The 24,833-nt window shown below is 41.7% G+C and carries 30 protein-coding genes and 1 pseudogene; 28 read left to right on the forward strand and 3 right to left on the reverse strand.

Going from position 1 to position 24,833, the window contains the following annotated elements; all coding sequences use genetic code 11:
- Nucleotides 1-21: 21 nt before the first annotated feature.
- From NKT06_RS07755 to NKT06_RS07870, 24 genes and pseudogenes are all read left to right on the forward strand, one after another.
- Nucleotides 22-720, forward strand: a complete 699-nt coding sequence (locus NKT06_RS07755; protein WP_253432157.1) for a hypothetical protein — start codon at nucleotides 22-24, stop codon at nucleotides 718-720.
- Between the two features lie 38 nt (nucleotides 721-758).
- A pseudogene (locus NKT06_RS07760) lies at nucleotides 759-974 on the forward strand (phosphotransferase-like protein); the annotation flags it as partial.
- A 369-nt stretch (nucleotides 975-1,343) separates the two neighbouring features.
- Nucleotides 1,344-2,171 (forward strand): transporter substrate-binding domain-containing protein, encoded by an 828-nt coding sequence (locus tag NKT06_RS07765; RefSeq protein ID WP_253432161.1) that lies wholly within the window; start codon nucleotides 1,344-1,346, stop codon nucleotides 2,169-2,171.
- A 27-nt stretch (nucleotides 2,172-2,198) separates the two neighbouring features.
- Nucleotides 2,199-2,894 carry an amino acid ABC transporter permease gene (locus NKT06_RS07770; RefSeq protein ID WP_253432164.1) on the forward strand — a complete coding sequence of 232 codons (696 nt, stop codon included), beginning with the start codon at nucleotides 2,199-2,201 and terminating at the stop codon, nucleotides 2,892-2,894.
- Complete coding sequence (locus tag NKT06_RS07775) at nucleotides 2,891-3,601, forward strand: amino acid ABC transporter permease (RefSeq protein ID WP_253432167.1); 711 nt, start codon at nucleotides 2,891-2,893, stop codon at nucleotides 3,599-3,601. Before NKT06_RS07770 ends, NKT06_RS07775 begins: the two co-directional genes overlap by 4 nt.
- Nucleotides 3,598-4,350, forward strand: a complete 753-nt coding sequence (locus tag NKT06_RS07780) for an amino acid ABC transporter ATP-binding protein (protein ID WP_253432170.1) — start codon at nucleotides 3,598-3,600, stop codon at nucleotides 4,348-4,350. The genes NKT06_RS07775 and NKT06_RS07780 overlap by 4 nt, the downstream gene beginning before the upstream one ends.
- A gap of 23 nt (nucleotides 4,351-4,373) precedes the next feature.
- Nucleotides 4,374-5,384, forward strand: a complete 1,011-nt coding sequence (locus NKT06_RS07785; RefSeq protein ID WP_253432173.1) for an LLM class flavin-dependent oxidoreductase — start codon at nucleotides 4,374-4,376, stop codon at nucleotides 5,382-5,384.
- Nucleotides 5,385-5,445: 61 nt separating this feature from the next.
- Nucleotides 5,446-5,940: a DinB family protein gene (locus NKT06_RS07790; RefSeq protein ID WP_253432176.1), complete on the forward strand. Its 495-nt coding sequence runs from the start codon at nucleotides 5,446-5,448 to the stop codon at nucleotides 5,938-5,940.
- Entirely contained in the window at nucleotides 5,940-6,524 is a 585-nt protein-coding gene (locus NKT06_RS07795; protein ID WP_253432179.1) for a GNAT family N-acetyltransferase, read from the forward strand. Before NKT06_RS07790 ends, NKT06_RS07795 begins: the two co-directional genes overlap by 1 nt.
- A gap of 23 nt (nucleotides 6,525-6,547) precedes the next feature.
- A complete protein-coding gene (locus tag NKT06_RS07800) occupies nucleotides 6,548-7,885 on the forward strand; it encodes an LLM class flavin-dependent oxidoreductase (protein WP_253432182.1) in 1,338 nt (445 codons plus the stop codon).
- A 70-nt stretch (nucleotides 7,886-7,955) separates the two neighbouring features.
- On the forward strand, nucleotides 7,956-9,275 hold the full coding sequence (locus NKT06_RS07805) for an LLM class flavin-dependent oxidoreductase (RefSeq protein WP_253432185.1): 1,320 nt from the start codon (nucleotides 7,956-7,958) through the stop codon (nucleotides 9,273-9,275).
- A gap of 381 nt (nucleotides 9,276-9,656) precedes the next feature.
- Complete coding sequence (locus tag NKT06_RS07810; protein ID WP_253432188.1) at nucleotides 9,657-9,935, forward strand: hypothetical protein; 279 nt, start codon at nucleotides 9,657-9,659, stop codon at nucleotides 9,933-9,935.
- A 151-nt stretch (nucleotides 9,936-10,086) separates the two neighbouring features.
- Nucleotides 10,087-11,127: an ABC transporter substrate-binding protein gene (locus NKT06_RS07815; protein WP_253432226.1), complete on the forward strand. Its 1,041-nt coding sequence runs from the start codon at nucleotides 10,087-10,089 to the stop codon at nucleotides 11,125-11,127.
- Between the two features lies 1 nt (nucleotide 11,128).
- The gene (locus NKT06_RS07820; protein WP_253432231.1) at nucleotides 11,129-11,905 is read left to right on the forward strand and encodes a (2Fe-2S)-binding protein; all 777 of its coding nucleotides are present in this window, start codon (nucleotides 11,129-11,131) and stop codon (nucleotides 11,903-11,905) included.
- Nucleotides 11,906-11,950: 45 nt separating this feature from the next.
- On the forward strand, nucleotides 11,951-13,672 hold the full coding sequence (locus NKT06_RS07825; protein ID WP_253432233.1) for an AraC family transcriptional regulator: 1,722 nt from the start codon (nucleotides 11,951-11,953) through the stop codon (nucleotides 13,670-13,672).
- 229 nt (nucleotides 13,673-13,901) lie between these two features.
- A complete protein-coding gene (locus NKT06_RS07830) occupies nucleotides 13,902-14,159 on the forward strand; it encodes a hypothetical protein (RefSeq protein WP_253432236.1) in 258 nt (85 codons plus the stop codon).
- A complete protein-coding gene (locus tag NKT06_RS07835; protein WP_253432238.1) occupies nucleotides 14,149-14,520 on the forward strand; it encodes a retropepsin-like aspartic protease in 372 nt (123 codons plus the stop codon). Before NKT06_RS07830 ends, NKT06_RS07835 begins: the two co-directional genes overlap by 11 nt.
- A gap of 46 nt (nucleotides 14,521-14,566) precedes the next feature.
- Complete coding sequence (locus NKT06_RS07840; RefSeq protein ID WP_253432241.1) at nucleotides 14,567-14,977, forward strand: hypothetical protein; 411 nt, start codon at nucleotides 14,567-14,569, stop codon at nucleotides 14,975-14,977.
- An 84-nt stretch (nucleotides 14,978-15,061) separates the two neighbouring features.
- The gene (locus tag NKT06_RS07845) at nucleotides 15,062-15,364 is read left to right on the forward strand and encodes a hypothetical protein (RefSeq protein ID WP_253432244.1); all 303 of its coding nucleotides are present in this window, start codon (nucleotides 15,062-15,064) and stop codon (nucleotides 15,362-15,364) included.
- A 261-nt stretch (nucleotides 15,365-15,625) separates the two neighbouring features.
- Nucleotides 15,626-15,955, forward strand: coding sequence for a hypothetical protein (locus NKT06_RS07850; RefSeq protein ID WP_253432246.1), 330 nt, complete (start codon nucleotides 15,626-15,628; stop codon nucleotides 15,953-15,955).
- A gap of 487 nt (nucleotides 15,956-16,442) precedes the next feature.
- Nucleotides 16,443-16,952, forward strand: a complete 510-nt coding sequence (locus NKT06_RS07855; protein WP_253432249.1) for a hypothetical protein — start codon at nucleotides 16,443-16,445, stop codon at nucleotides 16,950-16,952.
- An 82-nt stretch (nucleotides 16,953-17,034) separates the two neighbouring features.
- Complete coding sequence (locus tag NKT06_RS07860; RefSeq protein ID WP_253432252.1) at nucleotides 17,035-17,490, forward strand: hypothetical protein; 456 nt, start codon at nucleotides 17,035-17,037, stop codon at nucleotides 17,488-17,490.
- A gap of 47 nt (nucleotides 17,491-17,537) precedes the next feature.
- On the forward strand, nucleotides 17,538-17,957 hold the full coding sequence (locus tag NKT06_RS07865) for a hypothetical protein (RefSeq protein WP_253432255.1): 420 nt from the start codon (nucleotides 17,538-17,540) through the stop codon (nucleotides 17,955-17,957).
- A gap of 151 nt (nucleotides 17,958-18,108) precedes the next feature.
- Nucleotides 18,109-18,483, forward strand: coding sequence for a hypothetical protein (locus NKT06_RS07870; protein WP_253432258.1), 375 nt, complete (start codon nucleotides 18,109-18,111; stop codon nucleotides 18,481-18,483).
- Between the two features lie 106 nt (nucleotides 18,484-18,589).
- Here the strand turns inward: NKT06_RS07870 and NKT06_RS07875 are convergent, their stop codons facing one another.
- The 3 genes from NKT06_RS07875 to NKT06_RS07885 form a co-directional block, all read right to left on the reverse strand.
- Nucleotides 18,590-18,976 carry a hypothetical protein gene (locus NKT06_RS07875; protein WP_253432261.1) on the reverse strand — a complete coding sequence of 129 codons (387 nt, stop codon included), beginning with the start codon at nucleotides 18,974-18,976 and terminating at the stop codon, nucleotides 18,590-18,592.
- Between the two features lie 273 nt (nucleotides 18,977-19,249).
- Nucleotides 19,250-19,615, reverse strand: coding sequence for a hypothetical protein (locus NKT06_RS07880; protein ID WP_253432264.1), 366 nt, complete (start codon nucleotides 19,613-19,615; stop codon nucleotides 19,250-19,252).
- A gap of 74 nt (nucleotides 19,616-19,689) precedes the next feature.
- Nucleotides 19,690-20,439 (reverse strand): hypothetical protein, encoded by a 750-nt coding sequence (locus tag NKT06_RS07885; protein WP_253432267.1) that lies wholly within the window; start codon nucleotides 20,437-20,439, stop codon nucleotides 19,690-19,692.
- A gap of 600 nt (nucleotides 20,440-21,039) precedes the next feature.
- Here NKT06_RS07885 and NKT06_RS07890 point away from each other — a divergent pair.
- From NKT06_RS07890 to NKT06_RS07905, 4 genes are all read left to right on the forward strand, one after another.
- Nucleotides 21,040-21,285 carry a hypothetical protein gene (locus NKT06_RS07890; RefSeq protein ID WP_253432270.1) on the forward strand — a complete coding sequence of 82 codons (246 nt, stop codon included), beginning with the start codon at nucleotides 21,040-21,042 and terminating at the stop codon, nucleotides 21,283-21,285.
- Nucleotides 21,286-21,621: 336 nt separating this feature from the next.
- Entirely contained in the window at nucleotides 21,622-21,963 is a 342-nt protein-coding gene (locus tag NKT06_RS07895) for a hypothetical protein (protein WP_253432273.1), read from the forward strand.
- Nucleotides 21,964-21,968: 5 nt separating this feature from the next.
- Nucleotides 21,969-22,967, forward strand: coding sequence for a Shedu anti-phage system protein SduA domain-containing protein (locus tag NKT06_RS07900; RefSeq protein WP_253432276.1), 999 nt, complete (start codon nucleotides 21,969-21,971; stop codon nucleotides 22,965-22,967).
- Nucleotides 22,968-23,187: 220 nt separating this feature from the next.
- Entirely contained in the window at nucleotides 23,188-24,582 is a 1,395-nt protein-coding gene (locus NKT06_RS07905; protein WP_253432278.1) for an ATP-binding protein, read from the forward strand.
- Nucleotides 24,583-24,833: the final 251 nt, after the last annotated feature.

Raw genomic sequence — 24,833 nt, forward strand, 5'->3', positions numbered from 1 at the left:
TATAAGAAGCTGACGAAAGTAGTGGTCAAAATAAAAAAGATATTTGGTTTAATAGGTTCTATTATTACACTAATAATGTTGATTCACCTTATTTTTTATAGTGTAGCTCGACAACAAGCAGTAGTTTACATCGAAAAGAAATATGTTGATAAAAATATGAGAGTTGGTTGGCCCAGTCAAAATTTTTTTAATGACATCTCAGATGGATGGTATAAAGTCCCAGTATATACCGAAAATAAAAAACAAAAAATTAAGTTCTATGTTGATTTAAACATGTTTGAGGATATAAGAGATGATGACTTTTTGTTCTGGGCGTTATTAGCTGATGCAGAAGAGCAATTTAATACTAAGGTTAGAGAAACTCTTCCTACGGCTAAAGTCCACGTTCTTCATCAATCTATTGATGAAAAGACCTATTATAGTGAGTTTGGCAAAGAAAATATCCAATATGTCCCCAACAGCAACGGAGATCTAGTACTGGTTGTTCATATTGGTTGGGAAGAGAACATAAAATTATCAAAGGAAGATTTTGCTGAAAAATGTTCTGAAGTTGGTGTACATTTTCTATCTGCTTATCCGGTTTCTAAATTGCAATTTTCGTATACTTATCAGGAGAAGGAGAATATGTATACAACCACTGAAATTAGTAGAGAAAATCTTGAGAAGTTTTCTAAAGATGATCTGTATAAAGAACTGTATACCAATGTATATCTATACTAACTTTAAAGAAGGGAACAAGTGGTTCACCAAGTCTGCATTGCTCCAAAGAGGAACTTACCCGAAGAGAACAGAGTAGGGAAAATCGCGCAACTGGACTTGCTCATTCTCAATTCGACTATGTCTACGCCTATGATGAGTATGATCTGGAAGTGAACACGGAAGAACTGAGTTCGGCTGCATGTGCGGAAAAAATATTAAGTTATATGAACTCCGAGAAGGAGTACTCAGCATTTAAGAAGTTAAGTAGAAGGTAAGTGAAGTAGGAGATAAGTAAAGTAGAAGAGCCACTAACTGGATTTTATCATTATGCTGATTATGATGCCTCAACCTAACGAGATTTCGTTAGGTTTTTTGCTTATTTCCCGTAGAGAATTGTTAGATAACGGTAATGTTCAGGTTTAGCGTAGAAGTCGTCTATCTTATTGCGAGTGGGTATTCTCGGTACTGCTAAGGTGTGGAGTAATCCCACCCATTTAATATTTTATTTATATATAGAATTGTTCTATAAGTAAACCCGTTGACGATATTCCTGTTAGAATGCTATTTTTATATCAATTAATTCCTAGTTAACTTGTAAGAATTAATGGTTTAAAAAAATGGTAAACACAACGGGGGAGAAAAACATGAAAAAATGGTCTGTTCTAACACTTACAACTGCAATCGTATTGGCGCTGACAGGATGCAGCACCGGGGGAGACACAAAGACAGCATCAGGAGCTGATGGAGGGAAAGAAGCAACCAAGATTATTGTGGGAACAGGCACACAATTTCCGAATGTAGCTTTTATTGACGAAAATAACAAGCTGACGGGATATGATGTAGAACTCGTCAGAGAAATTGATAAACGGCTTGATGATTACGAGTTTGATCTGCAGACGATGGAGTTCACCAATTTGCTGCTGAGCCTCGAAACGAACAAGATTGATATGGTTGCGCATCAAATGGAGAAAAACCCGGAGCGCGAAGAGAAATATTTATTCAATAAAGAAGCGTATTCACACTGGAAAAACAAAATCGCTGTTCTCAAAGATGACAATACCATTCATTCCATCGATGATCTGAAAGGCAAAAAAGTATTAACGACAGCAACCAGTGCCCAGGCCATTTTGCTGGAAAACTACAACAAAGAGCACAACAATGCACTTGATATTGTGTATTCAAGCGGTGTGGCTAACGATTCTATCTCACAGCTCAAGGCTGGACGGGTTGCAGCGTTTGTAGCGGCTGACTTTACGCTTCCACTCGTTGATCCGAGCGGCGATCTGAAACTGGTTGGTCCACCACTCAGTGAATCCGACACCCTGTTTATGTTCCGCAAGGATGATCCTGAAGAGCAGAAACTCGCTGACCGCATCGATGAAGCGCTGAAGGAAATCAAGGCAGATGGTACATTGAAGAAACTTAGTGAGCAGTGGCTTGGCTTTGACGCTACGGAATCGGAAACTAAATAACACGTAGATGAAAGGCAGGTCGCAGCGATGGGTACACCATTCGAATTCAGTTATGTCATTGACTACTTTATAAAGCTCCTACCCACCATCAGTACTACGCTTCTAATTGTAGTTAGTGCAATGGTGCTTGGTCTAATCATCAGTTCCATCGCGGCAGTGCCGCAGATGTACAATATTCCGGTGCTGAAACAGCTGTCTAAGCTGTATGTGTCTTTTTTTCGCGGTACACCGATCTTGATTCAGCTGTTCTTGTTCTATTACGGTGTGCCGGAAATTTTGGGTTTGTTCGGTATTAATGCCGACCGCGCACCTGCAATCTATTTTGTTATTATGACTTACTCGCTCCATAGCGGAGCGTTTATGGTGGAGATGATTCGGGCTTCAGTTGCTTCCGTGGATCGGGGGCAGGTAGAAGCTGCTTATGCCTTGGGCATGTCTGGTCCACAAGCTTTCTTCCGGATTGTATTGCCGCAGGCCTATGTGACGGCATTGCCTATATTCACCAACATGGTGATTAGCAGCCTGAAGGATACATCCCTCGCTTTCAGTGTGGGTGTCATGGAGATGACGGGCAAGTCGTCTACACTGGCAACGATCTCTCGTCATTTTATTGAAGCGTATATCTCGCTGGCGCTCATTTATTTTGTTTTGAGTTTTGTGCTGGAGAGGGTGTTCAGTGTGCTTGAGCGGAGAGTGCAGAAGAGGGGGTTTGCTCCGATATGAGCTTTGATCTTTCCTTTGTATGGACCGCTTTCGTGCAGCTTCTCGGTGTCATCCCGATTACACTGGCCATCACCGTTGTCTCGGTGGTTCTCGGTTTTATCATCGGCACTGTGGTTGCACTTCTCCGTCAGTTTCGGGTTCCTGTCCTAAGCCAGCTGGCGACTGCCTATGTTACGTTTATTCGCGGTACACCCATGATTACACATCTGCTTCTGATCTATTTCGGTCTGCCGATGATCATTGACAGCGTGTCTTCATCACTCGGACTTGGGTTCAACTCATCGTCCATTCCATTGATCGGCTTTGCTTACCTGTCATTCTCGATTACCGCGGGTGCTTATGCGTCAGAGATTGTCAGATCCGGCTTGCTCTCGGTGGATCGCGGGCAGATTGAAGCCGCATATTCTCTGGGCATGACAGCGACAAAGGCGCTGCGCAGAATTGTGCTGCCGCAGGCTTTTGCAGCCAGTCTACCCAACATTTCTAACATGCTGATTGGCATGTTGCATGGATCTACACTGGCCTTTGCGGTATCGGTGGTCGAGATTAACGCCAAGGCTCAGATTGTCGCATCAACTAACTGGAAATTTTTTGAGGCTTACGTGGCGGCAGCCCTTATTTTCTGGGGTCTGACCATCATTATTGAGAAACTGACCGCATTGGCAGAGAAGCGGTTCAGGGTGTACAACCGGGGAGGCGTGTCATGATTGAACTAAAGCAAATACACAAAAGCTTCGGAGACAACAAGGTGCTGTCAGGAATTAATCTGAATGTGGCGCGCGGAGAGGTGGTTGCGATTCTGGGACCCAGTGGATCAGGCAAAACAACGCTTCTGCGCTGCATTAACTATTTGGAAAAACCAGATTCCGGGCATATCACACTCGGTGATTTTACCTTGGATTATGGGAAGCACACTAAAAAGGACATCCATGCCTTACGCCAAAAATCAGCAATGGTGTTTCAGCAATACAATCTGTTCCGTCATAAAACAGCGTTGCAAAATGTGATGGAAGGACTTGTTGCTGTACGCAAAGTGGCCAAGGAAGAAGCGCGGGCGCAGAGTGCCGCCTTGCTGGAGAAGGTGGGACTCGGAAACAAGCTCGATTCATACCCTAGTCAGCTTTCAGGTGGACAGCAGCAGCGCGTCGGCATTGCACGGGCACTGGCGATGAATCCGGAGGTCATTTTGTTTGACGAGCCGACCTCGGCGCTGGACCCGGAACTTGTAGGCGAGGTGCTGGCGGTTATTCGCCAGATTGCAGAGGAAGGCATAACGATGATCATCGTTACTCATGAAATGGGTTTTGCCCAAGAAGTGGCGAACCATGTTGTGTTTATGGATGGTGGGGTCATTGTGGAAGAAGGAGAGCCGAAGCAGCTGTTCCGCTATCCGAAGGAAGAACGTACGAAGCAGTTTCTGAAACGGATTACACCGGATACTGCCTATTCCATATAAGGAACATCTGAGGGGGAAGATGTATGTCATTTACATTGGGGATTTTGGATCAAAGTATTGTGTTTCCCGGCCAGTCAGCTGCAGAGTCGTTGAATAATACCGTGAAACTGGCGAAGCTTGGGGAATCGCTTGGATATGATCGGTTTTGGGTGGCGGAGCATCATGACTCTGAAGGTGTGGCGGGATCATCGCCGGAAGTGCTCGTTTCGTATTTGCTGGCACAGACCCAAAAGATCCGGATCGGTTCCGGGGGTGTCATGCTCCAGCATTATAGCCCCTATAAGGTGGCTGAAAACTTCAATGTGCTTGCGACACTGGCTCCGGGACGGGTTGAACTGGGGATCGGGCGTGCCCCAGGCGGCTTGCCTCGTTCCACGAAGGCGCTGCAAAAGGGAATTGCAGAACCGGAAACGTTGGATGACAAACTGGTAGAACTGAAAAACTTCCTGAAAGCTCCGGCAAGTGAAACCCATGCGCAGCCAGGACTGACAGCTCATCCGTTACCAGGGCAGCCGGCAGGTATTTATATGCTGGGCACGAGTGTTTCCAGTGCGGAACTGGCAGCAAAGCAGGGGCTTCCTTATGCGTTCGCGCTGTTTATCAACAATGATCCCGAAACGGCACGCGCTGCGCTGGATACGTATCGCACGCAGTTTAACGCTGAGCAAGGTGGAGAGCCCGAAGCTATTCTAGCCTTGTCGGTCATTGCAGCAGATACGGAAGAAGAGGCTAATGCATTGGCGGGACAGCACAAAAGCGTGCGTGTAACGCTGGCGAGTGGCAAAACCGTGAATGTGCAGACACTGGAGCAGGCAGCGGAATTCGCAAGGCAAGCGGGAGAAACGTATACGGCGGTTGAGCGCGAAGCGGACATTACACGTGGCACTAAAGAATCGGTGCGGAAGCGGCTGCTTGAGCTGTCGGAGGAATATGGCGTAAACAGCTTTGTGTTCACAACCATTATTCCTGATTTTGATCAACGAAGCCGCTCGTTCCAATTGCTAAAAGAAGCCTTTACAGGGGAACTGGTGTAAGTACAGAAATTCTCAAAAGTAGTATTTTAGTTAAACTCATATGGATCGGAGAGCGGTAATCATGGGGAACACAACAGTGAAGACAGAATCAATTATATCGGCATATGTACACGCTTATGAAGAGATTGAACAGGAGATTGCGGGTCTGACCGAGCAACAGTTGAAGTGGAAGTCTTCTCCATCCTCCTGGAGTGTTACTGAAGTGCTGGCACATCTGGTGGACCACAGTATCGTCGTTTCCTTTCGCATCCGGGAAATATTAGCGGGATCACAGGCGACGCTGCCTGGTTTTAACCAGGACGCGTGGATTGCCGGACAAAAAGCAAATGAGGAGCAGATCTCTCAGCTGATTACGATTGCCAATGGTCTGGTTCAGTACAACTCAGGACTACTGAAGCGGCTGAGCGACGAAGAATGGGAGAAAACCGGCATTAACTTCAAAGGCGAGACGGTATCTCTAGCTGTGATCATTCCGGGTTTTGTCGCTCATGTGCAGAACCATCTCAACCAGATTCGCAGAATCAAGCAAGCAGCAGCTGAAAAGCAGGTGCAGTAATGGGAAACACGGAGGCGCAATCAACGGCCAGCCAACATCCGAATTCGGGTACGGACAGCCGGGAACTGATCATCAGGGAAGCAGCTGCCGAAGAAGGCCATTTGCTGGAGGCCGTCCTGTATGAAGCATACAGTCAATATGAACAGGAGCTTCCTCAGGATGTATGGGTTGCCTATAAAGCAGGCATTGCAGAAGCGACCCGGAAATCGTCAACGATTGCCAAGCTTGTCGCAGAACTGGATGGAGAAATCGTCGGCAGCGTATTTGTGTATGCCTCATCCGAGACCGCATACGGCAATGCAGAGCTAGGCATCCATTCCCCGATTATTCGTCTGCTGGGCGTAACTGGCAAAGCTCGAGGCAGAGGTGTGGCGACAGAGCTTATTCGGGCCAGTGTCAGACTGGCGAGTGAACGAGGTGCGGACACGTTGTACCTTCACACCTCGGACATGATGGGGGCGGCGATTCGTCTTTATGAGCGTCTGGGGTTTGAACGAGCGTTGGATAAAGAGTTTATGACAGGGGGAAACACGCTGGTCAAAAGCTATCGCTTGCAGCTGGCCGACACCCTATTGCTTCAATAATGGATCTATGTGGGAGGTTGATTATGAGCAAAGCAAAACAGCTTAAACTAGGCAGTATTATTTTGGGCGTAGGCGGTACGATGTCCAGTTGGCGTCATCCCAGTGTGCCGGTGGATGCCAGCGTTAATCTGGAATTTTACACACAGCAGGCCCAGACCGCGGAACGTGGCAAATTCGATCTGGTGTTTATTGCCGATGGGCTGTTTATTACGGAGAAATCCATCCCTCATTTTCTAAATCGCTTCGAGCCGCTTACCATCCTGTCTGCGCTTGCGGTGGTCACCACTCGGATCGGGCTGGTTGGCACATTATCAAGCACGTACAGCGAACCCTTTAACGCGGCCCGTCAATTTGCATCTCTGGATCATATCAGTAAAGGACGCGGAGGCTGGAATCTCGTTACATCGCCGTTGGAAGGTTCCGCAGCGAATTATAGTAAAGAGAATCACCCGTCTCATGGGGATCGTTACGAGATTGCAGAGGAGTTTTTGGAGGTTGTGCGTGGTTTGTGGGATTCCTGGGAGGATGATGCTTTTGTACGAAACAAGGAGACGGGCGTCTTTTTTGATGCTGCGAAGCTGCATCGTATCCAGCATGAAGGCAAGCATTTTAAGGTAGCAGGACCACTCAATATTGCGCGTACGAAGCAGGGACAGCCCGTCGTCTTTCAGGCCGGTTCGTCAGAACCCGGCAAACAGCTCGCAGCCAAGGGAGCTGATGCGGTGTTTACCGGACAGAACTCGATCGAGGACGCCAGAGCATTCTATGAAGATGTGAAGCGGCGTACTGTGGAGCAAGGACGTTCGGCAGACGATCTGGCTATCATGGTAGGCATTGTTCCCATCATTGGGGAAACCGACGAAGAGGCGGAGAGAAGATACCAGGATGCGGCGAGCCGTATCCCGATTACCGAAGCGCTGGACGTACTGGGACGCTTTTTCGACCATCATGATTTCCATCAATATGCATTGGATGAGCCATTTCCGGAGCTTGGTGATATTGGTCAGAACTCGTTCCGCAGCAGCACGGATCGAATCAAAGCCAGGGCACAAGAGCTTGGACAAACGTTGCGGCAGGTTGCTCTCGAAGCGGTGGCGCCAAGGTCTCCCTTCATTGGCTCGGCCGAGACGGTAGCAGATACGTTGCAGCATTGGTTCGAGACGGGTGCAGCCGATGGTTTCATCGTACATCCGATTATACCGGAGGATCTTGTTATTTTTGTCGATAAGGTTGTACCGATCTTGCAGGAGCGCGGTGTGTTTCGTACCGAATATGAATCGGATACCCTACGAGGCCATCTGGGTCTGCCCGTACCGGAAAATCGGTATACGCAGCAGAAGACGGAGCAAGCGACCGTTTAATGTGAATCGTTTATATTATAAAACCTATTAAAATGGTGAGAATACATTGAATTTTGAAAGGAGAGCCTTCATGTCGAGACAGGGTCAATTAAAGCTGGGAACATCATTGCACGGCGTTGGCTCCAGCGTATCGGGCTGGAGGCATCCCGATCTGCCATCCGATGCAAGCATCAATATCGATTATTATATTCAGCAGGCTAGACAGGCGGAGGCGGGCAAGCTTGATTTCGTGTTTATAGCCGATGGTTTGCACATTACCGAGCAGTCTATACCTCATTTTTTGAATCGTTTTGAGCCGCTTACTGTTCTGTCTGCTCTTGCTGCATCGACTCGAAATATTGGCCTGGCAGGAACCCTCTCCACATCCTATAGCGAACCCTTTACGGTCGCCCGTCAGTTTGCATCTCTGGATCATCTCAGTGGTGGACGTGCAGCATGGAATGTGGTGACTTCGCCATCGGAAGGTGTGGCGGACAACTTCAACAAGGGAGGCCATCCCGATCATGAAACCCGTTACCGCATGGCCGCAGAGTATGTCGAGGTTACTCGTGGGCTGTGGGACTCGTGGGAAGATGATGCGTTGATTCGGGACAAGGAAAGTGGCGTTTTCTTCGATCCTGAGAAGCTGCATACGCTCAATCACAAAGGCGAGTTCTACGAGGTGGCCGGTCCGCTGAACATCGCGCGTTCCAAACAGGGGCATCCTGTCATTTTCCAGGCAGGTGCGTCCGAATCGGGCCGGGATTTTGCTGCCAAAACGGCGGATGCTGTGTTTGTCCACGGCCAATCCCTGGAGGAAGCGAAAGCGGTATACAATGATCTAAAGCAACGTGCAGTCTCCTTCGGACGTAAACCTGAAGAGATTTTGATTCTGCCAGGAATTGCACCGATTGTAGGGCATACCGAAGCGGAGGCTCAGCGCAAATATGATGAGGTTGTGCAACTTGGCTCTGTTGATGATGCGATTCAATATCTAAGTCGTTATTTTGATTACCATGACTTTACGCAATATGCACTGGATGAGCCATTTCCGGATTTAGGAGATTTCGGCTCCAATGGCTTTCGAAGTTTTACCGATCAAATTAAGCGAGAAGCACGTGAGCAAGGATCAACACTGCGCGAGGTTGCGCTGCATGTTGCACAGCCCCGATCTGCATTTTTTGGCACACCTGAAACGATTGCCGACTTGATGCAGCTATGGTTCGAGGAGGGAGCAGCGGACGGCTATATCATTCTTCCAACCGTACCGGATGGACTGGAAGCATTCGTGGAACTGGTCGTACCTGTGCTGCAACAGCGCGGACTGTTCCGTACGGAATATGAGCACGATACGCTGCGGGGGAACCTGGGACTGTCCGTGCCTGTGAATCGCTATGTGAAGCAGGCTTGATGGATCTTGATCTAATCTTGGAACAATGAATTAGAGAGTCCGTGTAACTGTGGTCTGTGAATCTGTGATGAACGGCCTAATCTCGAACTCATAAAACAGCCGAAGCGTATTTTTATCGCCTCGACTGTTTTTTGATTTTATTTTATATGACCGAACCTTACGTCCTACGTCTGCACGCACATATCCCCATGCAATTCTCCGCTCCATCCCTTTCCTTCCAGTTGTCCGTGTAGTCCCAGATTGTAATGTACAATATAATAAAATTTTATTTGGTGTTATATAGGTGTAGAAGGATAGTTAAACTTATGTAGATGGGTTTACTATTGATTTTGGAATACGTGGCTTTTAACCTTTTAAATAGAAGAGACTGAAGGAGGAGCTATGAATACAGAAGACCATATCCAACATATGTTGCAGGTGATCGTCGAAAAAACACAATCCATCATTAACGATCGAGAAAAGCAATCCTTTGGCTCTCTGGAATATTTCCTGGGACATATTATAGAGTATCGCGATCAAAAGCAATACCTGACAGATGAGTGGCATATCCGCACACCTCGCTGGCTGGGGGAGTATGGCAATACATCAGAGGAAGAAGAACTTCTTTCGGATATCTATCGCTTGCAAGCATATATTGCTGAAAAGTTAAAGGGTGGATAGTGGATCAGTAAATCATGAATCATCATGTCGCATTAGTCCGGCTGAAATGTCGCAAAAGTACATGGTAACCCGATACGGAGATCGTATATACTCTCTTTATGTTTCGATAATGAAAATCATTATCAGTATTATACATAAGGGGGATTTACAAATGAAACAAGGAACACAGGGGCAAGCAGGCGGAAGCAAAGGCTATGCTGCTCACAAATCACGATTACTTATGGGCGTGATGTTGGCCCTTATTCTAGTCCTGACGGCTTGCGGTGCCGCAACAGGTACAGATAGCGGTAAGCAATCTGCGGCAACGCCAGCAGAGACACCAGCGAATGCGGAAACACAGACGGACGGAGCTTTTCCCGTAACGATCAAGGGTATGAAGGGTGACATCACTCTAAACGAAAAACCGAAGAGAATTGCAATTCTCGATGTTAAGTTTCTGGATCAGATGTTAGCGATTGGCGAGAAACCAGCAGGAAGTGTTATTGCAGGAGGGAATACCGATTTTCCAGAATATTTAGGAGACCAGCCGAATGGCGTAGAAGTTCTGGGTACACGGGACGAGCCTAACCTGGAAGCCATTGTTGCACTTGACCCGGATCTGATTATCATGACCGACTTCCAGGAGAAACAGTATGAGAGTGTAAGCAAAATTGCACCTACCCTGGTACTCGACTTCTACGAAGACTGGCGTGATACGTTAGCTACGGTTGCCCAAATTACAGACAAGCAGGACGAGGCAGAGAAAGTGCGCACAGCGTATGAAGAGAAAATCGCCGGGCTGAAAGCACAATTGTCAGAGAAGCTGGGCGATGAAACAGTGGCGATCATTCGTCCACGAAAAGAAGGAATTCGTGTTCACGGTATTGAGCATCGCATTGGCGGTATCATGTACAATGACTTGGGGCTGAAAATGCCTGCTCTGGTACAGGAGATTAATGAAGATGGTTCCGTAGAAATCTCGATGGAAAAAGTGCCTGAGATCGGGGCAGATCGTTATTTTGTGCTGTCGGATGAGCTGTTTGCGGCAGAAGCTGAGGCGATGGTGAACAATCCGGTATGGCAGTCTCTTGATGCTGTGAAAAATAACCGCACGTATGACGTAAACTCCACACTGTGGATTGCATACTACGGACCGCTTGCGATTAATCTGATTGTAGATCAGGCATCGGAAGCCCTGCTCGGATCGAACTAATATGAACCGATATCTCTCGACAGACTTATGGAAAGAGACGGTAGAGGATTATTCGATTTTGCTCGGTGAACCGCCTGAACATAGTGTCCGTACCATTGCTTTGAGTGAGCTGCATGACGAAGAGGCGTGTCGAGAGTATATCCGCTGGTTTCAGAACTATATCGATGCACCAGACATGAAAGTCGCAGCCTCCATGTTAGCCAAGCGGCTTGGCTATCTATGGACGACTCCGCTCGTGACCGCGATGACGTTTCATCATCAGCATGTAACCTTTCAGCTGGAGAACAGCTTTCTCTATCATCCAAAGCTCGAAGAACATGAGGAGGGTACACGATTTCCTTTTCTAGCGGTGAACGGGCTTCAGGCTGAAGAACTGTCTGGAGACAGGAGCGTATGGCGGGAAAAGGCGGTCCAGGAGATGTTTGCGGTACAACTGACACCTTTGTTAAAGACACTTGCTGCGATTGCACCTCTTTCGATGAGCATTCTCTGGGAGAATATTATGGTGCGGATTGGCCGACTATTCACTCCTGATGAAGCCGAGACAGAGCAGGAACGTAAGATCATTCGAGAGGACTTCTCTTATCTAACGCAGGTAGCATCCGGACAAGTGTTTGGTGTGAGGAAGAATCCGTTAACCCGCTTCACCGATTGTAAGGACAATGTGCATGTTGCCAAAAGTGAGCGGATCACCTGTTGTTTCTATTACCAGATGTCAGGGGAATATTGTCTCAAATGTCCGAAAATTGACATTGAGAAAGAATCTCAACTACAATGACAACAGCAACAATTTTACCATTGCTATTGTCAGGAGATGAGAGAAATGCCGCTGCAAGAACAGACAAGTCTATGGAGTGATACGACGATCAAGATGCTTGACGGGTATAGCGGTACTTTGCAGACAAGCAGTGTTCTTAACGAAACCGAATTAACCTCGAATGTGTTGCTGCTGGCGGTAGGCGGGGAAGGGGAGCTTGCAATGAATGGTGAAGTTTGCCACATTGGAGCTTCTTTTGCTTGTCATGTGGCGAAGGGAACATCCTTTACACTGACGGCCAGATCAGACGAACTTTATTATATCGTGATTAGGTATAAGGCTTCTTCCCTGGAAGGAGCCTCCCATGCGTTGCCCTCGTATCGCAAACACCCGCTGCAAACATCGTTTATTCAGAATCCTGTGACGCAAGCGGAATGGATTCAGAATGCGGAAAAAATCGTTGCCAAATGGCGTCGCGGCGAAGGGCTGGAGCGTTTTCATGCCAATGCATTGCTCCAGGGGATGATCTACGAACTGATCATGGAGTATGAGCGTGGTCAAGGCGGAGCAGAGTCCGACATGGTGGATGTTGTCGTGTCCTATATATCATCGCATTATCGCCAGAATCTGGAGCTAAAAGAGTTGGCAGCCCTCGCTGGATGCAGTGTAAGGCAGTTGCAGCGACGATTCAAACAAGAGAAGCAGCTCGGGCCGATGGAGTACGTCATCCAGCTGCGGATGGAGAATGCGTCTCGGATGTTACTTCATACGGATGCTTCCATTGGGGAAATTGCTGACAAAATGGGCTATCGCGACATGTATTATTTCAGCAGGGCGTTTAAGAAATATTATGGCGTTCCTCCGCTGCGTTATCGACTTGCTGCCGCTTCAGAATTAGATGAAAAGTATGCTCAAGCCTTACTGCGGAATCGCACAGCTTCTTCGTACGAGTCGGCCCAAGGTCCGGTGATCTGCCATATGCGAGGTGAATATCAAGTTACTGAATCACCACAGCGTATCGCCGTACTGGATGTTCAATATGCCGATCATTTGCTCGCGCTTGGGTTGTCTCCAGTAGGAAGCGTAGGATCGGGAAGTGCCGTGGTCAATTTCCCTCAGTACATCCGGGCAGGACTTCAGGGTACCGAATTACTCGGAACGTACGAATACCCTGATCTGCTTGCGGTAGAACGATTGTCACCGGATCTGATTATCTGCACCGAGGTGCATGATCAGCATCATGAACGGTTAAGTCGAATCGCTCCAGTGATTATGTTCAAGCGTAATGAGAGCTGGCAGACCATACTGAGTCTGTTCGGTGAACTGACAGGCAAGCGGACAGAGGCCAAGCGTATACTTGCGGATTATCATCGACGTACTGCTTTGCTGTCCGAAGAACTGGCTCCGGTACTGGCAGGTAAAAGTGTGGCGCTGATCCGTCCGCTCGATTCTCTTGTTCGGGTTCACTCTGCTGCTCATCGTACAGGTGCTGTGTTGTACCGTGATCTGGGTCTGCCTGTCCCGTTATTTGTATCCGATACCGCCGACACGGCCTATCATATCTCGGTTGATAGATTACCGGCTGTACAAGCCAGCCATTACTTTTTGCTCAGTAATGAGCTTATGCAGGATGGGATATCCGCGACAGAACAGCGTGTGTGGGGGATGCTGGATACAGGTGAGCGACAGCACATACACTCGGTAGATGCTGCGACATGGATTGGGTGCTATGGGCCGATGGGGATCAATGGCATTGTGGATCAGATTGAGCAGGCGTTGTTGGGGTGAGGGGCAGCTTTTTCATGAGGGAAAACAAAAGAAACCGTTCCGTAGTAGTAAATGGAAGTGAGAGCAACCATATACCAAAGGAGACGGTTTCTTTGTACATTTTACATACTTGAATGAGGACACATTAGATCAGGCCGAGTGTTAATAATGCAGGAACGATATACGAGTCAGGGGGATATGTTAAAATGATAGAAAGTTGAACCAATACGAATAACAGGAGGTATAACACATGAAATGGCAAGAGGTTAGAGAACTGTTCCCAGACCAATTTGTTCTGGTTTCTATCATTCAATATCATGAGGAAGATAATAAAAAAATCGTAGATGAAGTTGCACCAATTCGTACCGTATCAGAACAAGATGCGAATAAAGAGTTTTTTCGAGTAGAGCCTGGTAACGTTGTATATCATACTTCGAATCAGGACTTTGTGATTCATCTCCGTAAAGATCCATTAATGAGAGTGAGACGTAATACGAATGAAAATTAACTATGATGGACAGCTAATTACAACGTCACTTACCGTTACATTTAGAGGAAGAACACTGAAAATAGATGATGTCATTATAGATACTGGATCTTCACATACGATCATTAGTCCTGATGTTTTAGAGGAAATCGGCGTTACTTATGAAACAGGGGATTCAATTTTTGAAGCATACGGGATTGGAGGAAGTATTCCTTTTTACACCAAAATCATGGATAGGATTGTAATAGACACAAACAGCATTGAGAATATAGAGATCGATGTAGGCATATTGCCTAAAGATCATAAAGGTCTTCTCGGGTTGGATATTCTGAAACAACAAAACTTTATTATTGACTTGAAGTTACTAGAGTTACGTAAGTGAGTTTTGAATTATCGGCTATGGTGAAATTGACTTAGAAGGAGAAGTTATGAACGAAAAAGCTAAAGGGAAATTAAAAAAGCAATTCCTACTCATCATTTTATTTATTTTTATCATTGGAATTCAACTAACTACCAACACCTTAGTAAACCATTCCCCTGTATGGACAACTGCATTATTAATTTTTTGTTTTCTTATATTTTGTATACTTGGACTTTTAACATACCTTGATCTCAAGAAACAAGAGCAGCTCATAACGATTGGACAAATTGTAGATGTGAGGAAGAATAAAAATATGATTATAGTTAAAGGATTGGGACGAGGCAACAGCAAGATTTTAATAAAAGATGGTCCTATCCTGAATATGATGCAGCCACATGACCTGATTGAAATCACGAGATTAAAATATACAAAAATGATAACGAAAAAAGTGTATAAGGATGAAGAGATACAACTTTGAGCAAGTGGTGGGAGAGATAAGTATTTTACATAATAATAAAGAGCGTTTTTGGATCTACATTCAAGGTAGGAGGAGAGAATGTAAATGAACAACATAAACTCTCATCATTGCAACCTAAATATACGGTATGACCTGCCTGATGAGGTATGGGCTAAAGTATCTGAATTATATGAGCGTATGCAAGGGTGGAGGGGTTATAAAAGTGGGATTCCACATTGGTTTGGAACTGAAGAGGATGATGTATTTATTGAAGCATCCGTTGAGCCTAGTGGGTTATCCTTTTATGCGCAGATGAATAGCGAGGATTGGACTTCTTGGATAGAAGCATTTAAGTTGGAAGCGTCAAAAGTGTTGGGCTTTGATGTTGGTGAACCTGAAGATGGATAGGTGTAATAAATGTTATTTAATTGTGGATGTCCACGGTAAGGGAGGGTGACATCGGTGTCTAGATGTATTGGTCCCAATTATCAATGGTAAGCTCATTCAGTGGAATGATAATTCAACCAAGCTGCGTAAATTCTATAGTGAAGCATTTAAGATGGAGGATCTAAACCAATAAAATGATCTAAAAAGGATAAAAAGAAAAAAATGATAAACTCTATTAGCATTGATGAGCGGAACGGGACCACATTTAATGAAGAGATCGTTATGAACCCTACATGGGCAGACAGTTTAAGTTTTTTGAGAAAACTCGATGGAGATAAATTTACATTAGTTTTTTTTGAGGTATCAGACACAGGTTCAGCATTAGTTGGAGGTGGACCGGAATATTTTGTTGTGTCCATTACAATGGATGAACATATATATACGCTTATGAACGACAGGCAGGGAAACAGTGAAATTTCTCTAGTGATTGGTGGTCAGTTAGGCAATTATTGCGATAACATTTGTATAGAATTAATGCCCATGCTTGAAGTACTAAAGTATTTTTATGAAACCGGGAAACTACATGAATCACATCAATGGAAACAAGAATAATATTTACTGGTCAGTTAGGGTTCTCGGGCTTGTAACACCAAATATGATGTGAAATTGTATTAAAAGAGTTGGAGTAGGTGAGTTCAGTAGTGGAGAGGAAATTCAAAAGTCATTTTTTTTATATTGTTCTACTGTCAGTTCCATTTGTAGTATTAGAGATTTTACTTTTATTAAAATATCCTAACACCGGATTAGGAAGAATTATAAGCTTGCCATTAACTTTTATGATGAATGGTGTGATAATTCTGATCTCATCTAGTGTGGTTTATTATTTGCTTAAATACACCAAGTTTAGAGTTGTTGGGCGAGTTATTCTAGGATTGACGATATGTTCAACTCTTATCGTAACAATATGGTTGTATCCGCAGGATTCATCTATACATATTTCAGAAATCATAATAGAAGATATTAAGAATCTCTGGATTAAATGAGGAATTTAATGGTGGAACAGAGAAAGTCAACATACTAAGATATTGGATGTGACTCTATGAATCATGAACTGTTTAGCAGAATTAATGGATATTTAGAAGGAGTAAGTAATGTAGTTACATACTTCGGAGGATGCTATGGGCACGAATATCAGTTTGTAAAAATTGATTCGCCAATAGAACGAGCAATAGAACTTTATAATGCTAATAGTAATTTAAAAAATCACAAAGATATTAAATATGTAGGACTAAGCGAAATAGATGATTGGAAGGATGAGATATTTAATATTACGGCAAAATGGTTTTTCTCTTTATTTCGCTTACAAGATTTTGGCATAAGTATTGAATATCCGGACATTGATGGGGAAACGCCTGCAGAACTAGATAAAGAGTTAAATAACGTGAGTAATAAACTGATTAAACTGTTGGAAGAATTCTTTGAAGGGTCAATTGTTAAAGCTTATAGACTCGTAACAGAGAATGAATGGAAAGATGAGTTTGATTGGGAACAGATTTATTTTTCGATAGGTAATGAAGTATTTATCTTAGATCTATATCAGTGGGGTTAACGGATTGAAAGATTAGCGATCGCACTTGAACTTGCAAATATGGATCTTAAAAATATAGAAAAAAACTGAAGGAGTTCCTGAATTGAAGAACCAAAAGCATGCAATGATTTTAATATTTCTTTTAATGATACTAGCCCTAAGTGGTTGCATTTCATACAGTGTGAAGACGGATAAAATTGTTGAGGATGGGGTGAACATAAACTCGATTACAATTGGACTGGGAGAGAGCGAAGAAGATGCAGGTATTACAGTCGTAACATACAATTTCACTCTTCGAAATAGAACCAATACATCAATAATGTTAAAAACAGTTGAACCGATCTTAAGTAAGGATATTCAGGAGCGATTAATTGATAGGGACATTAAATTGGACATAAATGAGAAAGTTGATGGTAATAGCTCGGAAGAACTGACAGGTACTTTTAAATTAGATACTAAAGGGCTGGATAAAGAAGGAATAATCAAGTTAAACATTAATGTTAACGAATTTAATATAGCAATGGAACAAGTCGTAGGGATGAATGATGTAAATAACTAATATGAAAAAAGTCCAAATAAACATATCTAACAAAGAGGTGTATCTTTATGGAAAGAAAAAAAGATGAGAACAAAGAGATGGCTATAATTCCAGATCACCATAGCCCTTTACGACATTTCCTTAATGAAGCAAATGGACAACCGAACAATCAGTTTATAGATAGTTTTAAGAAAGCTCTGGATACTCCAGATGCATATGTAATTATGGAAGGTGATGATGGAGGACAAATCTACTTGTCTTGTCCTATGAAACTAGTCAATTGCAGTGAGGAGACATTACATACTCTATTAAAAGATTTAGATACCATTGCATGGGCCTGTAATGAGGGAGAAGGCCAAGGACTATTTTACGAAAAACTCTTTCCTGGTGATGGGATTAGTGGAGGTATGGGGGGAGGAGATGTTGAGGAAGGACTATGGATTCATGAAGAATTTATAGATTTACAATTATATGATGAAAATTTATGAAGTCATATTAGGCAATAAAGAAAGAATAACAAAGCAATAAAATGAATGAATTATAAGGCCCATCAATATCGGATAACAAAGTGTTCATGTTGTGGATTGGCAAACTGTTGAAATACTGCATATAGAGAAAAAGGAATATGCGAGATGAGTTATGGGCGTAAGAAAAAAATATAAACGTAAAATCGTTCGCTCCAATCGATTATTTTATTGGTATGTTGAACCGGATATTGACGATGAAGGGATAATCAAATTACATATCGTTTCTGAGGATAAAAAGTTAATCGTCACTTATGAAGTGGGACAACACAGTATTAAGAACAAGCCCCCATTTATAGTCATCATCGGAGAAGAATTCGAAGGTTGGACAACAGAATATATAGGATACAGAAGAGTACTAACACCGAAATGGAGCGATGAGATCATCACGCCAAAGTTGATAGGTGAAATCATTGATTGGTGCCTGTTGAAAGATAAAGAAATAAACATCGTTAATTGGAAAGGTGAAATTCTTCGGCCTCTCTCCTGAATGGAGTGTAATTGCATTTGAGAAATAACTTAGATTCGTGTGAACTCTTTTGAAAACGCATACGTGAAAACAAGAGACGTAATTAACATATTGAAGAGTTATCAGATCATCCTATTTTTTTAACTCTCAAAATAAATATTTTAAAGAAAATGTAAATGACCACTAGAATATTCAATAATAATAGTCCTATATATCCATCCGTTAACTTTGTTCGTTCAATCCACTTGTTGACTAACTCTCCAGAGAGAGCTTGTTTTCCTAAATATTTTTCTATATCATTTTGATTTATTCCATCCCTATATATAAGTGGAAACTCCATGCTGTTGGATGAAGCAGCTAGCGGCGGATAGAACTCTACCCATTTCTGACCTGCCCATCGATCATACTTATAACTAATGTCTCCGCTGGAATCAAGGGTGTTCCATCTAAGAAAACCCAATATGACTAGAATACAAAGTGTGATCATGCTAATTATTAGCTTCTTGATAATCAAATAAACCCCATCCTTATGTTTGTGAGTATTTTACGTTCCATAAGACATTTAACGATATGTAAGGTAGCATTGGAAAAAAGTCATGAGATAAGTAGTTAAACAAAACCTAATTCAACGATTATAAAATACCAAAAAACTTAAAAAAGATGATCTAGCTAGATTACAGGATCACCTTCTTTAAGCAGTAAAGTTCCAATTATAGAAATATTCATTATATAGAGTGATCAGGAATGATTCGAACGATCTAGAGATGCTGCTTTAATAAAAAGGTAATTAAGGATTTGGCCAAATCTTTTTCTTTGAGTCATCTGGACCTAGTAAATAGATTTCTTCGACCTTTCCGTAGGCATTGGAAAACGATATATTGAAATCCTTACTACCTCCTATGGGGAGTTTACTACCTTTAATCTGAATGAATAATGAATTGTTATTATGCGAAACGTTATAGCCGTGATACCTACTGATACTATCTGCGAATCCACCTTTTAAAGTGATAAGTTCAGAAGAAACTTCGGATTTCGTAACCATGATTTCCTCAGGGTTCACAACCTTGTTAAACATATAAATTCCAATGATAACAGGAACCACAACGATTATAACGGCACTAACGATAATGCCATACTTTGTTCTTGGTCTCATAGTTGATAAATCACCTCATTGATATTAATCGATGCACCCGATGATACTTGGGTACATCGATTAATTGTATTTGTTTAAAACTGATTGCTACGTTTAGGAGCATTAGGTTCATCTGAATAATATACCAAATAATCATATGGCACAGCAGCATTCGTAGTGTAAGCACCGTCTCTGAGTGAATTATACAGATTTTGTGGCGTATTTGGAAAACCAGCAGTATACGTATCTGTTGATACAGAATTCCACAATCCTACCGCAAAAGAAGAGCAATTATTTAACGAGCTCCAAGAGTCATGGCTTCGAATATATGAATTGACACTGTTAAGTTGGCTCTGGGTTAAATACATAGAACGGGAAACTCTATTATTGTAGCTATTCTCAGAGATAAATTTAGCTTCTAAGTTATAAAATATGCCTTCATTTTCGCTTTTATTGCCCCATGTACCCACAGAAATAGTTTTATTAGAGGCAATTCCGCTAAGTCCGCCAACAGAAATATTGGATGAACTCACGTTTTTAACTGTTATAAAAGAATGGGTGCCCCAATTCGATCCTGTCGAACCCCCTGAACTATTTGTACTGCCATTAGGGACCGAAAAAAGAGTCAATACGGCAACATCAGAGCTTGCCATAGGAATAATAGTACCATTTTTGTTCTTTACTACGGGACTAGGCTGTTCACTAGATACAGTCGCTTTAGACGGTTGAGCCTCTGTCGGTACAGTAGTGTTGCTATTTGCAGAAGCATAGGTCGGAAATATAGTACTGAACGCTAGAGTGAAGATAGCCAACAAAAGAAACGGAACTCTAAATAAATTCTTCATTTTAAATTTGATTCCTCCATACTTTCAGGATTTTGTATTATCTTTCTAGTAGTAAATTTCTGTTCAGCATCCAAAGAAGATCGAAATGAGATAGACATTGTAACGACTCATTATCTAACAATATCTTCGAAAATCACCTCTTTCTTTAGTTGATTTAGAGTGTTATGTAATACTTGATGTGATTATTTTTCCTCTCGAATCTATTAACAACGAAAGTTCAATAGAAGTTACATTTTTTTTAGAAAAAAATTCAAAAAAATATTATTAAATGGAATAAAAAACAAGTGGTGTATGTATCAAAGTAAAAGAGCTGGGACAAGCATTTATACTATTCGCATATGACCGATAACAGAAGAAATATGATTGTGTAGATGGATTTCTGAATTACTGGACATTTGGCGTCAATGGAGCAATTAGAGAAGCAGTTTTGCCTACAGATGCTTGGTCAAGTATCCGAGCAGCAAGGTTTGCTACTGAACTCAATTCTACTGAAAGGTATGCTTTATTAAGAGACGCGATGGTTAGACTTCGTAATGCCGATCTCAGAGTGCGAGATGTCAAAAGCGAGCTGTACATAGATCAGAGATAAGGAGGCACAGAATGGAAATTAAAATGCCGTTTAGCGTGGGGTCAGTCTTCAATATACCGGGATTTGGGGCTAATGAAGAGTTGGATGAACCGTCAGAGTTGCAGCAATCTGTAATATTGAAAGGCAAAAAATTATATTGTGAGAGAGGAGTTTTCAACAAGATCGGAGGGGTTTGGCGACGAATGAATAACAACCTTTTTCAAAATTACTGTGGTTGCCTAGCGTTCTCAAACAACCTCTGGACGTCTGTTAGGTAGGATGTAGATTAGAAGAATTTACTGATAACATCTAATGATTTGCTATATTCAGCTATGTACATCATGCGCCGAGGCTTTCATCTGCTGAAAAATGGGACAGACCTACGCTACATTCAGGAACTACTTAGTCATATGAATGCAAGAGTAGCATATATTGACAAAAATTATCTAAAAAAGTCCATAAACTTCCTTGGAAAAAGAATTGATGAATAATTTTTCTGCTGAATCTTCCTTTTTCACCAAATTTTTCTCTGAAAATGTCGCAAGATGGGTTATGATATACGTAGTTTAGATTTTAGAAGAATATTCTGATACGTTAACAAAGGAGCAATCTTAATGGAGACTCTCAATAAGTTAATTCAAGCAGTAGAGAATAGAAAACCAATTATGTTTACCTACAACAAGCCTGGAAAAATTCAAGGTATAAGAGTAGGCAATGTACATGCAATTTTTATTTTTGTAGCTAAAAGTGGATTGAAAAGTACAAAAATACATATTGTACAAACAGGAGGAGTTTCAGATTCTGCTTGGGAAAACCCTTTTCCTGATTTTAGAATGTTTGATATAAAAGATGTTGGAAACATAGAGATTATTGAAAGTGAACCAAAATTCGAAATATTAACTGATAAGTATAATCCTGAATGGACAGGTTATTCAAATACCATTGCGAAGGTGTGAGATTAATGAGTGTTGCTTACCACCTGGAAATTTATTCAACTGATCGGTTTAAATTAATGCTAAATTATTCTGGTATAGTGAATGATACTGCTAGTGAAGACCTTTGCTTAAACATCTTTGCAATAGATGCTCAAGGTATGCCTATTTTTACAGAACGACTCTATGTAGACCATATTAGAAAAATTTTTACACATTTGAATTCTATTTCGATTATTAGAGAAGGAGCTCCTATATCTTCTAAGTTTGTTGAAACCTCAGATGAAATCAACGTATTACTAGAAAGTTTAAAGGAGAGAGACTTAGAAGTAATACTAACCTTATTAAACAAATTCAAATCAGAAAATAAAATTATTGGTCTACTAGAGTCATTAAGTGATCTGGAAATAGAAAATTTACATGGTGCCTACCATCATAAACTAATGATAAGTGAGATTTCAAATCTAAGGAAACTATTACTTTACGAAGAGAGTGGAAAAATAGTTGATGGAGTGAATTCTGAAGATAGCTTAATCAAATATCGAGCTAAACAACCAGAAAAGGTTTTTCAAAATTGGATTGAACAAAATTTATGGATTTTCGGTGTGGATTATATAAAAAAGCATGATGCAAGAAAGATTGGTTTATTTAGTGAAGGAGATTTGCTCATGGAATCAGTTGATGGATATCTTGATTTAATTGAATTAAAGCGGCCATCACATGATTTACTAAAGTATGATATGAGCCATAAATGTTATTATCCTCATCCAGACTTGTCATTAGTCATTGGTCAAAGCCTTTTCTATTTGCAAAAGTTAGAAGAATATAAGTTGAACTTAGAAAGAGAGTATTCCATTAAAGTTATAATGCCTCGAATTAGAATAATCGTGGGTTGCAATAAGAACTTTAATAATGATCAGAAGGATTGTTTAAGAGTTTTGAATTCTAAACTTAATTCAATTCAAATAATTACTTATGATGATCTAGTTTCTTATGGTGAGTTGTTATTAAAGCAATACGAAGATTAATTACTATGTGTAGTAAGAATTTGTGGGGAAAATAAGTACAAACACTTCTTTAAAGGCCGTGAATACAAAAAAATCTATTCATAAAGAAACAAAACAATAGTAATAAGGAGTTCTGTATGTATTTTATTAACTACGTATTTTTAGATGTAGTAATGAAAGTTGTTTAGGGAATTTCAATGATAGAACACAGGGAAATTAGAAAGAGAGGAGATTTATTACTATGTCCATTACAATCAGTTTACCTTCGAGATATGAAGATCTTGATACGGCATATAGGGGAAGATTGGTACCTAATTCAAACTTGTTATCTATAATAAACACTGCAAATAAATCAATACAAATTAGTGGAGGGATTCGCTTTCTGCCTATGTACGGTGAAAGTGGCGCTGGAAAGACTTCCGCTGTTCGCGAGATAAGTACACATATCCCTAGTACATATACATTTCAACTTAATCGTGAAGAGATTGAAAGTAAAGAGAAACTCTTTGAAAGAGTACAAATCGAGAAAATATATAATATTGACAAATTATTGATTGCGATTATTGATCAATATGAAGAAGGAGTAGTAGGCAGAGAGACTATTCCAACACAATTTGTAGAGTATTTAAGTTTATTAGACCGGGGAGAGTTTCGTAATATACCAATTGTTTTTATTTGGTTGACGACAAATAGGGAGTTTCAGAGGTTATTAGTAGATGCTACAAGTAGAAATAAGAGGATTCTTTTAAGTGATGATTTTATAATTTCAGGACCCGTTAAAGAAGAATGGCCTTCAATCATTGAAGAAACTTTTTCCTTCCATAACTCAGAGAATTCATTAGCGGACTACGGTATTTTGGAACCAGATCTGGTGGATATTGGCCTTCGATGTAATACAATAGGTGCCGCGATTGAAAAAGTTGGTAGCTTGTTGGCGAGCAACATTGATGATGTTGATAATCTGTCAGATTACCAAGTAATCCTAATGTGGCCTGTCGCAGACAGTGTAAGAATTCAACGTGTACTGCAATTTAGTAAACCTCGTGAAGGTTATAAACTTAATTGGGATGCTTGGTATAGAGAACTCAATGACGAAGATAGAGCGAGTCTACCTTTAAGAGAATTTAATAAAACGCGATTGTACTTTGATCTTCGTATTGTTCCTGTAAAAGTTGCTGATTTACACAAGCTTTGTCTCTCATTAGAAGATGAAAATTACCGAGTACCTGTTTCACCATTAAATAGGTTTAAGGCTACTCATTTTTACTTAATACTTTCTGATAATTGGACTAATTATAATTTTAATCCTGTTAGGGATAGAGAGTCTCAACGTTCTATTGCTGCACGTGAGTGGTATCAAGATATACCAGAAAAATCTGTCGCACTGGGGAAAAGAATTTCTGAGATACTAAGATTGTGTGACCTTGAAGCATCATATGAAAAAAATATCAATACAGAATATAGTTCAGTTCGAGCAGATGTATATGTTAAAAAAGAAGGAGCACAAAAAAATAAGCTTATTATCGAAATGAAGGTGTTTTCTTCGGAAAACACAAAACCTTCGTCAATTAAAGATGCAATTAAAGTCACTTTAAGAAGACACGCACAATTAGCAGGTTTTCTTCAAAGACAATAATAGAAGTTCTCATTACCACTTTGCTCATAATAAGAACTTCTGCTTTGAGTATGGGCGAAGGAATCCACGCCACTAAAATTGAGAATGCAAGAGTGTACAAAAAATTGAGAACATCGGTTGCATGAACTTCAGTGCAGCCGTTTTTGTTTAAAGGAAGCAAATATATGGAGAGAATAATTGCTGATATGAGTCAGTAAGGCAATGTTATAAATATGAAAATTTATTTTCCTTAGAGGTAACAGTTTATTTCC

Source organism: Paenibacillus sp. 1781tsa1 (assembly GCF_024159265.1).
Lineage (GTDB): Bacteria > Bacillota > Bacilli > Paenibacillales > Paenibacillaceae > Paenibacillus.